Source organism: Brevundimonas vesicularis (genome assembly GCF_027886425.1).
GTDB lineage: Bacteria > Pseudomonadota > Alphaproteobacteria > Caulobacterales > Caulobacteraceae > Brevundimonas > Brevundimonas vesicularis_C.
In genome coordinates this window covers 2,797,707-2,811,445 of sequence record NZ_CP115671.1, presented here as the reverse complement: position 1 = coordinate 2,811,445, position 13,739 = coordinate 2,797,707, and the positions used below count along the sequence as shown (strand labels likewise).

At 62.2% G+C, this 13,739-nt stretch carries 9 protein-coding genes; 4 read left to right on the top strand and 5 right to left on the bottom strand.

Features of this window, described 5'->3' with window-relative positions; all coding sequences use genetic code 11:
- Window positions 1-146: 146 nt before the first annotated feature.
- Entirely contained in the window at window positions 147-1,514 is a 1,368-nt protein-coding gene (locus PFY01_RS14245) for an OmpP1/FadL family transporter (RefSeq protein ID WP_271041772.1), read from the top strand.
- A 112-nt stretch (window positions 1,515-1,626) separates the two neighbouring features.
- Here the strand turns inward: PFY01_RS14245 and PFY01_RS14240 are convergent, their stop codons facing one another.
- The gene (locus PFY01_RS14240) at window positions 1,627-3,123 is read right to left on the bottom strand and encodes a DEAD/DEAH box helicase (RefSeq protein ID WP_420197026.1); all 1,497 of its coding nucleotides are present in this window, start codon (window positions 3,121-3,123) and stop codon (window positions 1,627-1,629) included.
- Window positions 3,124-3,399: 276 nt separating this feature from the next.
- Entirely contained in the window at window positions 3,400-3,963 is a 564-nt protein-coding gene (locus PFY01_RS14235) for a hypothetical protein (RefSeq protein ID WP_091749655.1), read from the bottom strand.
- A gap of 164 nt (window positions 3,964-4,127) precedes the next feature.
- Here PFY01_RS14235 and PFY01_RS14230 point away from each other — a divergent pair, with 164 nt between their 5' ends.
- The 3 genes from PFY01_RS14230 (at window position 4,128) to PFY01_RS14220 (ending at window position 7,671) form a co-directional block, all read left to right on the top strand.
- On the top strand, window positions 4,128-4,880 hold the full coding sequence (locus tag PFY01_RS14230) for a hypothetical protein (RefSeq protein WP_271041771.1): 753 nt from the start codon (window positions 4,128-4,130) through the stop codon (window positions 4,878-4,880).
- Window positions 4,881-5,005: 125 nt separating this feature from the next.
- Window positions 5,006-5,947, top strand: a complete 942-nt coding sequence (locus PFY01_RS14225) for a DNA-methyltransferase (protein WP_271041770.1) — start codon at window positions 5,006-5,008, stop codon at window positions 5,945-5,947.
- A 20-nt stretch (window positions 5,948-5,967) separates the two neighbouring features.
- Window positions 5,968-7,671: a DGQHR domain-containing protein gene (locus tag PFY01_RS14220; RefSeq protein ID WP_271041769.1), complete on the top strand. Its 1,704-nt coding sequence runs from the start codon at window positions 5,968-5,970 to the stop codon at window positions 7,669-7,671.
- 11 nt (window positions 7,672-7,682) lie between these two features.
- On the opposite strand, the gene uvrB is transcribed toward PFY01_RS14220, so the two are convergent.
- The 3 genes from uvrB to PFY01_RS14205 form a co-directional block, all read right to left on the bottom strand.
- The gene (gene uvrB / locus PFY01_RS14215) at window positions 7,683-10,022 is read right to left on the bottom strand and encodes an excinuclease ABC subunit UvrB (RefSeq protein ID WP_271041768.1); all 2,340 of its coding nucleotides are present in this window, start codon (window positions 10,020-10,022) and stop codon (window positions 7,683-7,685) included.
- Window positions 10,023-10,089: 67 nt separating this feature from the next.
- Entirely contained in the window at window positions 10,090-10,953 is an 864-nt protein-coding gene (locus PFY01_RS14210) for a restriction endonuclease (protein WP_271041767.1), read from the bottom strand.
- Window positions 10,953-13,739, bottom strand: a complete 2,787-nt coding sequence (locus tag PFY01_RS14205) for a DNA methyltransferase (protein WP_333780222.1) — start codon at window positions 13,737-13,739, stop codon at window positions 10,953-10,955. The genes PFY01_RS14210 and PFY01_RS14205 overlap by 1 nt, the downstream gene beginning before the upstream one ends.

Genomic DNA, 13,739 nt, shown 5'->3' with positions numbered 1-13,739 from the left:
TCGTGTGCGGCTCAGGCGCCACGGTTTCGCCTGTTTCCGGTCCGATGGGGGCCTTGCCCGCAACGCTTTCGCGCCGCGAACGCTGAGAGGGCTCCTCCCCTGATCGACCGCGCGTAATGCGGCCGGCGCTTACTTAGGTGTATGAAATGACCTCCAGGAACTTCGCCCGCGTGGGCGGGATCGCCCTGACGACCGCCCTGCTGGCCGGCGTCGCCGCCCCGGCCATGGCCGGCTCCTTCTATGTCCAAGAACAATCGACCCGCGGCCAGGGTCGCGCCAACGCCGGCGTCGGCGCCGACAAAGGCGTCCAGTCGCTGTGGTGGAACCCCGCCGCCATCGCCGGAACCCAGCGCGAAGTCTATGTCGGCATGCACGGCCTGATCTTGGACTCCGACGTCGACAACCGCGGCTCCACGCTCAGCTACAACCTGCCTGCCCCGACGCCGCCGTTCCCGGCCGGCACCATCCTCAGCGGCTCAACCGTTGTGGCTGGCGACCCGCATGTCCACGACGTCGTCGAAAGCGGCATCGTGCCGAACTTCGCCGTCTCCATGCCGATCGGCGACCGCTTCAACGTCGGTCTGGCCGTCCAGGCGCCCTACAACTTCACCACCAAATACGAGCAGCCTGATTTCGCCCGCTACGACGCCCTGACGTCGGAACTGCGTTCGGCCAACGTCAGCCTGGTCGCCGCCATGACGGTCACTGACTGGCTGGACATCGGCGCCGGCTTCGACGCCCAGTACGCCAAGGCGACCCTGTCCTCGGCGCTGCCGAACCTGCCGACCGTTGCTGGCGTTGCTCCGCTGGTGCTGATCCCCTCGGCCACCGACGGCCGCAACCAGCTCGAAGGCGACGGCTGGGATTACGGATGGAACGCCGGCGCCCAAATGCACTTCGGCAAGCTGGACCTCGGTCTGTCGTACCGCTCCAAGATCGAGCACGAACTGGAAGGCTCGGTGAACATCTCCGGCCTGACTGGCGCATTGGCTGCGGCGAACGTTTCGGCCGACGGCCAGGCCAGCTTCAACACGCCCTGGTACGCCACCGTCTCGGCCCGCTACGCCGTCAACGATCGCCTCACGCTAAACGCCCAGGTCAACCAGATCGGCTGGAGCGAGTTCGACGCTATCCGCGTGACCTATGGCGCGAACGGCCGTTCGACCATCGTTCAGGACTATGACGACGTCACCACCGGCGCGATCGGCTTCGACTACAAGATCGATCCCTCGATGACCTTCCGCGCCGGCCTGGGCTACGACCCGACCCCGACCTCGGACGATCACCGCACCGCCCGTATTCCGGACGGCGACCGCTGGCTCTACGCCGCCGGTCTGTCCAAGACGATCGGTTCGATGACCTTCGACGGCGCCGTCACCTACATCGACATCGACACCGCGACGATCAACGACACCCGCGACGTCTATGGCAACGGCCTGGTCATCTCGAACCTGCGCGGCGAAGCGCAAGGCTCGGGCGTCGGCTTCTCGCTGGGCGCGACCTGGAACTTCTAAGTTCCGCTCAGCACCGGCTGACATAAGAACGGCGGCTCCTTTGCAGGAGCCGCCGTTTTTTATTGTCTCAACATGAAGGCGTCGGGGAGCAAACGCTCCCCGATCCTCAGGCTCAGCCCTTGGCGGCGCCGCCGTAGCCCTTGCCGCCGTTCGACGGGCGGCGACGGGGGCGGCGCTTCATTTCGCCCTCGGCCGGTTTGACGTTGTCGTTGATCGAGGGGACGCGCTCGCCGGCCAGGGGGTTGTAGGCGCGCTCGGGACGCGGGGCCGCCGGGGTTTCGCCCGGGCGGTTGCGACGCTGGCGGTGCGGCTGGCCGCCGCCTTCCGGACGCACGCCCTCGCGGTGTGGCGCGCGACGGCCGCGACCGCCCCGTCCCTGGCCGCCCTCGTTGCGCTCGCCGCCCTCGCGTTCCGGCATCGTCGCCTTCTTGCCGACGCCGGTGGCCATGATGGTGGCGTCCAGCTGGCCCAGGGCCTTGTCGTTACGGCGGTCGATGGCCGGGATCTTCTGGCGCGTGACCTTCTCGATGTCGCGCAGAAGCTTCATCTCGTCGCCGGCGACGAAGCTGACGGCGGTGCCGTCCTTGCCCGCCCGCGCGGTGCGGCCGATGCGGTGGACGTAGCTTTCCGGCACGTGCGGCAGTTCGAAGTTCACGACGTGCGAGACGCCGTCCACGTCGATGCCGCGCGCGGCGATGTCGGTGGCGACCAGGACGCGCAGCTTGCCGGCCTTGAAGGCGGCCAGGGTGCGTTCACGCTGGGGCTGGCTCTTGTTGCCGTGGATAGCCCCGGCCTCGACGCCGCCGGCTTCCAGATAGGCCGCGACCTTGTCGGCGCCGTGCTTGGTCTTGGTGAAGACCAGGCAGCGCGTGTATTCGGGATCCGAGAACATCTCGGTCAGCAGGGCGCGTTTGCGGCCCTGTTCGATATAGACGACCGACTGGCTGATACGCTGCACCGTGGTCGACTGCGGCGTGACCTGGACCTTGACCGGGTCCTTCAGCAGCTCGCCCGCCAGCTTGCCGATCTCGCCGGGCATGGTCGCCGAGAAGAACAGGTTCTGGCGCTTGGCCGGGATCTTGGAGACGATCTGGCGGATCGGCTTGATGAAGCCCAGGTCCAGCATCTGGTCGGCCTCGTCCAGCACGAAGATTTCGGTCGAGGACAGATCCAGGTTTTTCTGCTGAATGTGGTCCAGCAGACGGCCCGGCGCGGCGACCAGGATGTCCAGACCCTGTTGCAGGGCCCGCTCCTGACCGCCGTATTTCACGCCGCCGAAGATCACCGCGACCCGGAAGCCCAGGTGCGCGCCGTAGGCCTTGAAGCTGTCGCCGATCTGGGTCGCCAGTTCACGCGTGGGGCTCAGGACCAGCACGCGCGTGGTGCGGGGCTTGGGGGCGATGCGGTTTTCGGCCAGGCGATGCAGGATCGGCAGGGCGAAGGCGGCGGTCTTGCCGGTGCCGGTCTGGGCGATGCCCAGCAGGTCCTTGCCGGCCATGACGTCGGGGATGGCCTTTTCCTGGATCGGGGTCGGCTTGGTATAGCCGGTCGAGGCCAGGGCCTGCAGCAGGGCCTTGTTCAGGCCCATGGATTCGAATGTGGTGCTCACGGCAGTCTATCTTTCGCGTAGCGGCAGGGCGCTATCAGCCATGGCATGACGCCGTCGGGCCGCGCACCGCCAGTCCCGACGGGGCCTCGGGGAGGAGGCCTGCGGGGTGGATCGGGCGCCGCCCCGCGTGTCCGGGCAGCGAATGGATATGAGGGGCCGGCGGCTTCTACAGACAGGTCCGAAGGGGACCCACACGCGCTGGAGACGCCGGAGATCGCGAGTGTGCGACGCCGCGCAAATGGGCGCTTATCGCCGATAAGTCAACTGCGGCGCCCCTCAGGGCGCGTATCGCGTCGCCGCCTCGGGCAGGCCGTCGGGCAGGCCGATGGCCGCGCGCCAGTCCTCGGGATGCAGCCGCGCCATCTCCAGATCCAGCCACGCCAGCGGCTTCAGCGCCCCGTCGTCGTCCCAGAACCGCTCGGCCCACGGCTGGCCCGTCTCGATCGCCCGCGCCCGGTCCCGCGCCGTCGCCTCGGGCCCTAAATGCGTCGCGCGCCAGTGATACAGCCACGGAATATGCCAGTGCGGCGCCCGGCTCAGCCGCTCGTCCGTCATCGCCGCCGCCAGACATTCCGCCAGCGCCCGCGCGTCCTCCAGCTGGGCGTTGAAGGCGTCGCGCCGCGCCTGGATATGCCGGTCCCAGCCCTCCGCCGGCTCGATCGGCGCCAGCGTCGGCTCGGGCCGTTTCCAGCCTTCCGCCTCGCGCCGCTTCCACAGGGCGTGCACCCCGACGTCATAGCGCGCGGCGACCGACCGCGCGGTCTCGCCGTCCTCCCACGCCTTCCTGACCTCGGCCCAGACGGCGTCCGGCCGGATCTTGCGATGTATGCCCTGGCTCATGGGACGGGGGTGTCGCACGCCCCTGCGTCATCATCGGTCGCACCCGCGCGTCATGCACAGCTGGCGCGTGACCCCTGACATGTCGCGATGTGGAAAATCAAATCTCTAGCCTCGAAAATCGGCCTTCTTCCGGCCTGGGGTAGCGACCGCCCCATAATGCCCGCATGGAAAAACGCCGCTACAAAATCAAACCGCCCGAGGTCTGGACCCAGGTCCGAAAGGACTATCTGTCCGGCCTCGACGCCAAGACCGTCGCCGCCCGCCACGACGTGACCGAGGCCTCCATTCGCGCTCGCGCGACCAAGGAGGGCTGGTCCCGCCATCCGCGCAACGAGGCCGCGACGCCCGCGCCCCAACCCCTGTCGCCCGACGACGCGGCCGACCTGTCGCCCGACGACCCCAATGATCCTGCGGCTCTCGCCCGCGCCGCCGCCCAGGCCTCGGGCCGCGCCCTGCACGCCCAGGACTTCGCCCAGGCCCGCGCCCTGGCGGCCCTGGCCGAGACCTATCGCAAACTGGCCGACCGCGACGGCCCCGGCCGCGCCGCCCGCCTGACGGTGAAGACCGCGCCCCTGCAACTGGTCTTCGACATCCTGACCAATGAAGCCGAGGCCGAGCGCCGCTTCGCCATGAACACCAGCGACAAGAGCGACTGGGAACTGCGCGGCCAGTACTGGCAGGCGAAGCAGAAGCTGGAGCGCGCCAACACCGAATGGGGCCACGCCCAACTGGCCCGCCGCGTCCAGCTGGACCGCCGCATCGCCGCGCTCGAGGACCAGCTCCGCGCCGCCGGCCTCGACCCCGTCATCGAACCCGAACAGGACCGCCGTATCTCCCAGGGCATCGACCTCTATCTGGGCCCGCTGCGGGGAACCGTGACGATGGAGGAATGGGACAAGACGCTGGATGAGCTGTGACAAGTTGCCAGGCCGACAACCCATTGCCGCGTCAAAAGCCAGGGAATGCCCTGCCCCTCGTTTCGCTAGGAAATTTCCTCAGGGTTGTGCAGAGTGGGGGCAACTTCATCCGAATCGGACCGATCATGCTTTCAGAGCCGACCAAATCTATCTTGGGGGAAGGGAAAATTCTCCAAGGCGACGTGGTGAAAGCGCTCAAGTCCGTAGAGGCCGAGTCGGTGGATCTTGTCGTTTCATCTCCGCCATACAATATCGGTAAAATATACGAACGAGACCAGCCTCGAAGCCTTGAAGAGTATAAGGTTTGGCAAACGTCTGTAGTTGATGCCGTTTGCGAAAAAGTTAAGCCATCTGGAAGTGTTTGCTGGCAGGTCGGAAGTTATGTCAAAGAGGGAGAAATTTACCCGCTCGACATAATGTTTTATGACTTGTTCAAGAAGAACGGGTTCAAGCTTAGAAATCGGATCATCTGGCGATTTAATTTTGGTTTGAACTCTGATCGACGATTTTCTGGGCGATATGAAACCGTTCTATGGTTCACAAAATCGGATGATTATAAGTTCAATCTCGATCCAGTTCGCATTCCTCAGTTGTATCCGGGAAAGCGGCACTCCAAAAGTAAGGGGGCTAAAGCGGGCCTGCCGAGCGGGAACCCACGGGGCAAGAATCCTTCGGATTATTGGGAATTTTCTGCGGAAAAGGACTTTCTTGAAAATCCTGTGTGGGAAATCCCGAATGTTAAAGCCAATCACCCTGAGAAGACCGACCACCCCTGCCAATTTCCTATTGAGCTTGCGGAGCGTTGCGTCTTAGCGCTCAGCGAACCAGGTGATTTGATCCTAGACCCATTCGTGGGGACGGGTGCAGCCGTATTGGCCGCGGTGAAACAAAGCAGGCGAGCCGTCGGCATTGATCGCGATCCAGTTTTTGTAAAGCTCGCTCGCGCACGCCTGAAGCAACTCGCCGCCGGGACCCTGCCAGTTCGACCGCTTGGTCGTCCTGTGAGCGCTCCGAGTACATCGCAGAAAGTCGCATTGGTTCCGGAAGAATGGCGGGAAGCCGGCTGAACTCGCCTGGGGAGGGGAGAATGAAAAAGACCATAAAAATAAAAAAGGTGAAAGCTCCGCCTTCCGCTCAAGATATACTGAAGCGTGATCACTTCAGCAGGGTTCGTGCGCTCTTCCGTTTATCCGGTTTCAAAAGAATCGGTAGCATGATGGACAAGGAGTTCACCTTTGATGGGAGCACCTGCGACATAGATGATGTATTTTACCTAGAAAACGTGATCGTTTTTGTAGAATATACAGTTTCGAACGATGTATCGACACATCTTAAAAAGAAGTCCGTCCCGTTTCGAAAGATGGTAGAGAAGCCGACAGAGTTTCTCGTATATCTTAAGGAAAAATTCCCTGCCTTCGTGGAGGCCGTGTCAGGTATATATGATCTCGACCAGTGTCGAGTATTTATCCTTTATGCATCACGTCATCCAGTTGCAAATGAGACAAAAGCCGAAGTCCCAAGCGTAAAATACCTCGACTACAATGTGGTGAGATATCTAGAGAGCGTTTCTCGAGCAGTAAAACATACGGCTCGATATGAAATATTGGAATTTCTAGAACTCCCCGTTACAGAGTTCGGCTCGGCAGTGCTTGATCCAGCGTCAGCAGCAGCATCGGTTTATGATGGCTCTGTGCTGCCAGAGTCGCACTCCAACTATGGCGCTGGTTTTAAAGTCGTCTCATTCTACATCGATCCTGATGCGCTTTTAAAGCGAGCTTACGTCCTCAGGCGAGATGGATGGCGGGTAGGGGCGAGCTTGTATCAACGCATGATTTCGAGTGCCAAGATTGAGAAAGTTCGGCGTTACTTGCGGTCAAAAAAACGGGTGTTCATAAATAACGTGATCGCTACCCTTCCTGAATCAACGAAAATTGTTGATGAAAACGGCGCAACGACAGATACAGCCAAGATTACAAAGACTAAACGTGCCAGAATTCAGATACCCAACGAAATAGGGACTATAGGCATTATTGATGGGCAACATAGGTTATTCTCGTACCACGAAGGAGGGTCGGGGGAGGCCGAGATTGCTGTCCTCAGAAAGCGACAAAACCTACTTGTCACGGGGATCATATTCCCAAATGGCATGTCGGAAGAAGAAAAGATGCGCTTCCAAGCAAACTTGTTCTTGGAAATAAACTCTACTCAAACGGCTGTTAAGTCTGACCTTACGCAAGAAATCGAAATACTGTTACGGCCTTATTCGGCGGTTGCTATAGCAAAAAGAGTTATTAATCGTCTTAATGAAGGAGGCGGTGCTTTAGGAAATCAGTTTGAAAAGTATTTTTACGACCAAGATAAAATGAAAACGACTTCTATTGTTAGCTATGCGCTAGCTCATCTTGTTCGTATTGGAGGTCCAGACTCTCTTTTCAACGCGTGGACGTCTCCATCTAAGCAGGACTTAAAAGAAGGAAGCAATGACGCTCTTCTAGAAGATTATGTTTCCTATTGCTCAATGGAGGTGGCGAAATTTATGTCTTCGGTGAAATCCCAAGTCTCGCCTGAGCGTTGGACTACTGACCGTAAAATTCCAGGCTATTTCCTTACGACAACAACGATCAACGGGTGTTTGAGTCTTTTTAGACGAATTGTTCGTAATGGTAAGGTGACGGATGTTGCGTCCTATAATAAATCCCTTAAAGGCCTGAACGAGTTTGTCTTTGCGGACTACAAATCCAGTCAATACAATAAGCTTGGAGAGGCGCTCTATAATAAGTATTTTGCTTAGTTTGGCAAAAATTACCGCCCCTTCCTAAACCGCTCCTGCGCCTCCGCCGCCGCCTCAGCGCGCCAGCGTTTGGGCGCCGACTTGTCGACGGCTTCGCCGGCGCCGGTCAGGGCTTCGTTGGCGAACTCCAGGTCCATCAGCTTCATGCGCTTGATCTCGTCGCGCAGGCGGCCGGCTTCCTCGAACTCCAGGTTGGAGGCGGCCTCGCGCATGCGGCCTTCCAGGTCGCGCAGGGCGGCCTGGAAGTTGGAGCCGACGAAGGGTTTGGAGGCTTCGGCCACGCCCGGTTTGGTCAGGCGATCCATCTCGCGCGACTCATAGGGGCTGTCCATGATCTCCTTGATATCGCGCTTGACCGTTTCGGGCGTGATGCCGTGTTCGGCGTTGTAGGCCATCTGCCGTTCGCGGCGGCGGTCGGTCTCGGCGATGGCGCGCTCCATGCTGCCGGTCATGCGGTCGGCGTACAGGATGACGCGGCCGTCCACGTTGCGCGCGGCGCGGCCGATGGTCTGGATCAATGAGGTCTCCGAGCGCAGGAAGCCCTCCTTGTCCGCATCCAGGATGGCGACCAGGCCGCACTCGGGGATGTCCAGACCCTCGCGCAGCAGGTTGATGCCGATCAGACAGTCGAACGTCCCCAGCCGCAGGTCGCGCAGGATCTCGATCCGCTCCAGCGTGTCGACGTCGGAGTGCATGTAGCGGACGCGGATGCCCTGCTCATGCATATATTCGGTCAGGTCCTCGGCCATCTTCTTGGTCAGGGTGGTGACCAGGCTGCGATAGCCCTTGGCCGTCGTCGCCTTGACCTCGTCGATAACGTCGTCGACCTGGTTGCGGGTCTTGCCCGAGACGGGGCGGATCTCGACCGGCGGGTCGATCAGGCCGGTGGGGCGGATGACCTGCTCGACGAACACGCCGCCCGCCTGTTCCATCTCCCACGGGCCGGGGGTGGCTGACACGTGTACCGTCTGGGGGCGCATGGCCTCCCATTCCTCGAACTTCAGCGGGCGGTTGTCGATGCAGGAGGGCAGGCGGAAGCCGTATTCCGCCAGCGTCGACTTGCGGCGGTAGTCGCCCCGGAACATGCCGTTGATCTGGCCGATGGTGACGTGGCTCTCGTCCACGAACAGCAGGGCGTTGTCGGGGATGTATTCGAAGAAGGTCGGCGGCGGCTCGCCCGGCGCGCGGCCGGTCAGCCAGCGGCTGTAGTTTTCGATGCCGGCGCAGCTGCCGGTGGCCTCCATCATCTCCAGGTCGAACCGGGTGCGCTGCTCCAGGCGTTGCGCCTCCAGCAGCTTGCCGTTCTCGACCATCCAGTCCAGCGTCTCCTTCAGCTCCGCCTTGATGCCGGCGGCGGCCTGGTTCAGCGTCGGGCGCGGGGTCACATAGTGGCTGGCCGCATAGACGGTGATCTCGTTCAGATCGGCCGTCTTCTTGCCCGTCAGCGGATCGAACTCCTGGATCGCCTCCAGCTCGTCCCCGAACAGACTGATGCGCCAGGCCCGGTCTTCCAGGTGGACCGGGAAGATTTCGATCACATCGCCCCGCTTCCTGAACATCCCTCGGTCGAAGTTCAGGTCGTTGCGCTTGTACTGCAGCGCGATCAGATCCGCCCGCAGCTTCGCCTCGTCGATCTGGTCCCCCACCTTCAGCGTGAACGTCATCGCCGTATAGGTCTCAACCGACCCGATGCCGTAAATGCAGGACACCGACGCCACAACAATGACGTCTTCGCGTTCTAGTATAGCCCGTGTAGCAGAGTGCCGCATCCGGTCGATCTGCTCATTGATGCTTGAGTCCTTCTCAATGTACGTATCCGTACGCGGAACGTAAGCTTCCGGTTGATAGTAGTCGTAGTAGCTTACAAAGTATTCGACTGCGTTGTCGGGAAAGAACGATTTGAATTCGGAATAGAGCTGGGCCGCCAGCGTTTTGTTCGGCGCCAAGATCAGGGCAGGGCGCTGGGTTTCCTCGATCACCTTGGCCATGGTGAAGGTCTTGCCCGAGCCGGTGACGCCCAGCAGCACCTGATCGCGGTCGCCGGCCTGGGCCTGGGCCACCAGTTCAGCGATGGCGGCGGGCTGGTCGCCGGCGGGCGTGTATTTGGTTTCCAGCCGGAAGCGGCCGCCCTTCTTCTTGCCCTCGTGCGAGGGGCGGTGCGGCACCCAGTCGACGGGCGCGGCGACCGGCTCCTCCGGCGTCAGGCGCGGGCCGGCGACCGGGGCGAACATCGGCATCTTGCCCGTGTCGCGCAGGAAGGCGGCCGACGCCTCCTGCACCCCCGGATTGGGCACGTGAACGGGCTTGGCCGGCTTGGCGGCGGCGGGCTTCGGCGTCGAAGAACGGTTCATGAACAGAACTTAGTGCGTGAGAAGGTCTCCCGCCATAGCGCCGCACGACAGCAAGGGTTGCGGGCGGTCAGAACCCCGCGAAGGCGGCCTCGTTCACCGTGACCTGTTCGACCATTTCCACGGCCACGCCCAGGCGGCGATCCTTGAGCAGATCGCACAGGGCATCACCATCCACCAGATCGATGGCGGGCGCACCATCGCGCGTGGCCTCGCGCCGCGCATCGGCGGTGAAGGTCCCGGTTGTGATGATCAGTCCCTTGTCGGTCCGCCCGACCATGGCGCCGCGGAAGTCGCGGACGGCTCCGGCGCCGACCGAGCCGGAATAACGTTTGCACTGGAACAGGACGTGAAAGGACAGCAGATTGACCCGCAGCACGCCGGTGCCGTCGATGCCCCCGTCGCCCGACTTGCCGGTCACCTCGACCTTGATGAAGCCGAACTCGCGCAACAGGCGCTGGCATAGGCGTTCGAAGGCGGCCGGCTCCAACGCGAGCAGGAGGGCCATCAAGCGGTCCTTCCAGTCGTCGGCTCCAACATCAGCCGGCACGGGGTCATCTTCCACGACTGAGGCCAACGCGGCGTTCGCCGCACGCTCAGTGGCGCCGAGCTTCTGAACGGCCTGTTTGATCCCAGCGATCTCCGCCTCGGTCATGCCGGCGCCCTTGGGTGTCAGGGTCCAGACGCCCCGCTCGCTGTTCACAAGGGCGCCCATCTTTTTCAGATAGCTGCGCGCCCAGGCCATGCGATAGGCGACGGCGTTCTCCTGCCACTTGCCGTGGGTGACGGCCCGCACCTCGTCCGACAGGCCCATGTGGGTCGCGACGTCATCGACCATCTCCTCGATCGTCATGGAGCGGCCTTTGGCCCGCAGCCGCTCGACGATCGGCCACATGAACAGGTGATAGGCGGGAACGTCAGCGATGGTGGCCATCAGGCATCGGTCTTCTTGCGGCGTTTGGGCTTGGCGGGCTTGGCCAGCAGGCCGGCGGTCATCTTTTCGTAGAGCATGAACAGGTGTTCGACCCGCTCACGGTCGCTCTCGAACGGCGCCTTGCGATAGAGGCGGTCCACCGCCAGGTCGAGCGCGCGGTGCGCCTTGCGCAGGTCAGCGGGCATGACGTCGGGGTCATAGAGATCGGCCAGGGTTGCGTCGGGATGGGCAGCGCGGGCGTCGAGGACGGTCTGGGCGAGGGTGTCGAGTCTGGCCTTGTCGGCGTCTGTGAGCGTGGGCCAGGGGAAGGTGTTGTAGTTCAAACCGACAGAGTACTGGAAATCACTCTTCAGCTTCCCTCCGATGAACCGCGACCATGCGACATGCATGCGGCTTGTCAGCACAGCAAATTGCCACCGCGACGCATTCATAAGGGCCCTAAGCTTGTTGCTAGGAACAGTTGGGGGCTCCAGCCAGCCTATCGGTATGTAGTCGCGCCGCTCAGAACTTACCTCAGGCATCGCGAGGTAGGGCGAAGTCGGAAATACCTCAACGTTTAGCTTCTCGGGGTAGTCAGCGATCGCCTTGGTACTGGACCGATCGCTACCGGACCGGAACTGACGGACTCGATCCATGCGCTCGACAACGAGCGGCATTGATCTAAGCGACTGTGGCGAGGCGAGTTGGACCCTGAGGAGCCACCTTGGCCTGCCATTGATGTATTCCACGGCCCCCAAGAACGGCACGAAGAGCTCCGCCGAAGCTGGCTCCGCCAGGATGAACCCCGTTTTTTCAGCGTCGTCGAAAAGGTAGGCACCATCGTCAATCGGCTGTGTTCCCGTCTTGAGGGCCGGTTGACCTGATAGTTGGGAAGCCGTCTCTCGCACCACTAGATGCCGATTCGCCAGCCTCGACGCATCAAACAGATATGGCGACAGCGCCGCGTGCCGGCTCTCTTCCGGTTCGCTGTTGATGTCGGGATAGCTGAACAGCCGCTTCTCGGCCGGTTCGTCGTCGCGGCGGGTGAGGCCGATGGCGACGACGTGGACGTGGGCCTTGCCGCGTGCGTCCGACCCCCAATTGAAGGTGCGGTGAGCAAAGGCGATCTCCAGCCCGTAGCGGTCGAACAGGATGGGCCACAGTTGGGCGACCTGTTCGCCCTGGGTGATCGAATTGGTCGATACGAAGCCGATGCTCGCGCGTGATCCCTGCACGTAGGCGCATGCCTTGATGAACCAGGCGGCGACGAAGTCCAGCGTGCCTCCGGACTTGCCCAGGGCGGCGATGCGACGGACCTGTTCGCGCTGGGCGTCGGACTGAACCTTGGCGCCCAGGAACGGGGGATTGCCGAGCACATAGCTGCACCGTTCGGGCGGCAGGACAGTCGTCCAATCCACCTCTAGAGCGTCGCCGTGGACGATACGGGGCGCCGCTTTCAGCGGGATGCGGGCGAAGACCCGGCCGAACTCCTGGCTCAGGCGGTTGTTCATGATGTGGTCCATCATCCACATGGCCGTCTCGGCGATGCGGGCGGGGAACTCGTCGATCTCGATGCCGTAGAACTGATCGACATCGACCTTGGAAAGGGCAGCGGCCTCCAGGTCCAGTTGGCCCGACGGATAGAGCGCCTTCAGCACCGCGATCTCGAGCAGGCGCAGTTCGCGATAGGCGATGATCAGGAAGTTGCCGCAGCCGCAGGCGGGGTCGAACAGGTTGAGGCCCGCCAGTCTGTTCTGGAAGGCGCGCAGGGCCGCGTCGCGGCCGCGCTTAAGATGGAGGATGCGCGCCAGCTCGCTGCGCAGGTCGTCGAGAAACAGCGGCTCGATGACCTTCAGGATATTCTTTTCGGTGGTGTAGTGGGCGCCCTTCTGCCGGCGCTCCTTGGCGTTCATCACTGACTGGAACAGGGCGCCGAAGATGGCCGGGCTGATCTTCTGCCAAGAGAAACCGCAGGCCTCCAGCAAGCGCTCGCGCATGGCCCGGTCGAAGTCGGGGATGGGCAGAACCTCGGCGAAGAGGTCGCCGTTGATGTAGGGGAAGCGGTTGAGATCCTCATCCAGGCTCTTCTGCCGCTTGTCGGTCGGAGTGTTCAGCACCTGGAACAGGTGGATCAGCTTGGGGCCCAGGTCCGAGCCGTCCTCGGCCGTGCGGTCCTGAATGTAGGTCTCCAACAGGCCCAGCTGATCGAAGATCCCGGTGTCGTCGGCGAACAGGCAGAACAGCAGGCGCACCAGCAGCCGTTCCAGCGGATGGCCGTCATAGCCGGATGCCTTCAGCGCGTCGTGAAGCTTGCCCATCAACTCGGCGGCGACGACGTTAACCGGGTCCTGATCCTTGAAGATACGCTTTTCGATACCGACGACGAAGCCGAACGCCTCGACATGATCGGACAGATCCGCCAGGGCGAACCGAGTCTCCTCGCGTGTGTCCAGGTCGATCAAATGGAAGGTCTGGAAGTCGCAGACCAGAATGTAGCGCGGAAGCTCGTGGTCCTTCAGGCACGGGAAGTAGTCTAGCGCCTGGGTGCGCGCGCGGTCCAGATCGCGGCCGGCCGACTTGTGCTCGACCAGCAGCTTGCCTTTCCAGAACAGGTCGACGAAGCCCTGGCGCTCGCCAAGCTTCTTGACTGGCTCCTCGAAGGTGGCGACCAGGCGGCGCTTGACGCCGAAGACCTCGAAAAAGTCGTTGTAAAAGCTCTGGGTTTCGCCACGTTCGTAACAGGCGTCGGTCCACTCGCGTGCGAAGTTCGCCGCGCGAGCGCGTATCTCGTTCCAACTCAGACGCAT

What these genes read in the sequence shown, in the direction of transcription:
- PFY01_RS14245 (WP_271041772.1), top strand. Translation starts at nt 147, where the DNA reads ATGACCTCCAGGAACTTCGCCCGCGTGGGCGGGATCGCCCTGACGACC.
- PFY01_RS14235 (WP_091749655.1), bottom strand. Translation starts at nt 3,963, where the DNA reads ATGAGCCAGGGCATACATCGCAAGATCCGGCCGGACGCCGTCTGGGCC.
- PFY01_RS14230 (WP_271041771.1), top strand. Translation starts at nt 4,128, where the DNA reads ATGGAAAAACGCCGCTACAAAATCAAACCGCCCGAGGTCTGGACCCAG.
- PFY01_RS14225 (WP_271041770.1), top strand. Translation starts at nt 5,006, where the DNA reads ATGCTTTCAGAGCCGACCAAATCTATCTTGGGGGAAGGGAAAATTCTC.
- PFY01_RS14220 (WP_271041769.1), top strand. Translation starts at nt 5,968, where the DNA reads ATGAAAAAGACCATAAAAATAAAAAAGGTGAAAGCTCCGCCTTCCGCT.
- uvrB (WP_271041768.1), bottom strand. Translation starts at nt 10,022, where the DNA reads ATGAACCGTTCTTCGACGCCGAAGCCCGCCGCCGCCAAGCCGGCCAAG.
- PFY01_RS14210 (WP_271041767.1), bottom strand. Translation starts at nt 10,953, where the DNA reads ATGGCCACCATCGCTGACGTTCCCGCCTATCACCTGTTCATGTGGCCG.
- PFY01_RS14205 (WP_333780222.1), bottom strand. Translation starts at nt 13,739, where the DNA reads ATGCGTCTGAGTTGGAACGAGATACGCGCTCGCGCGGCGAACTTCGCA.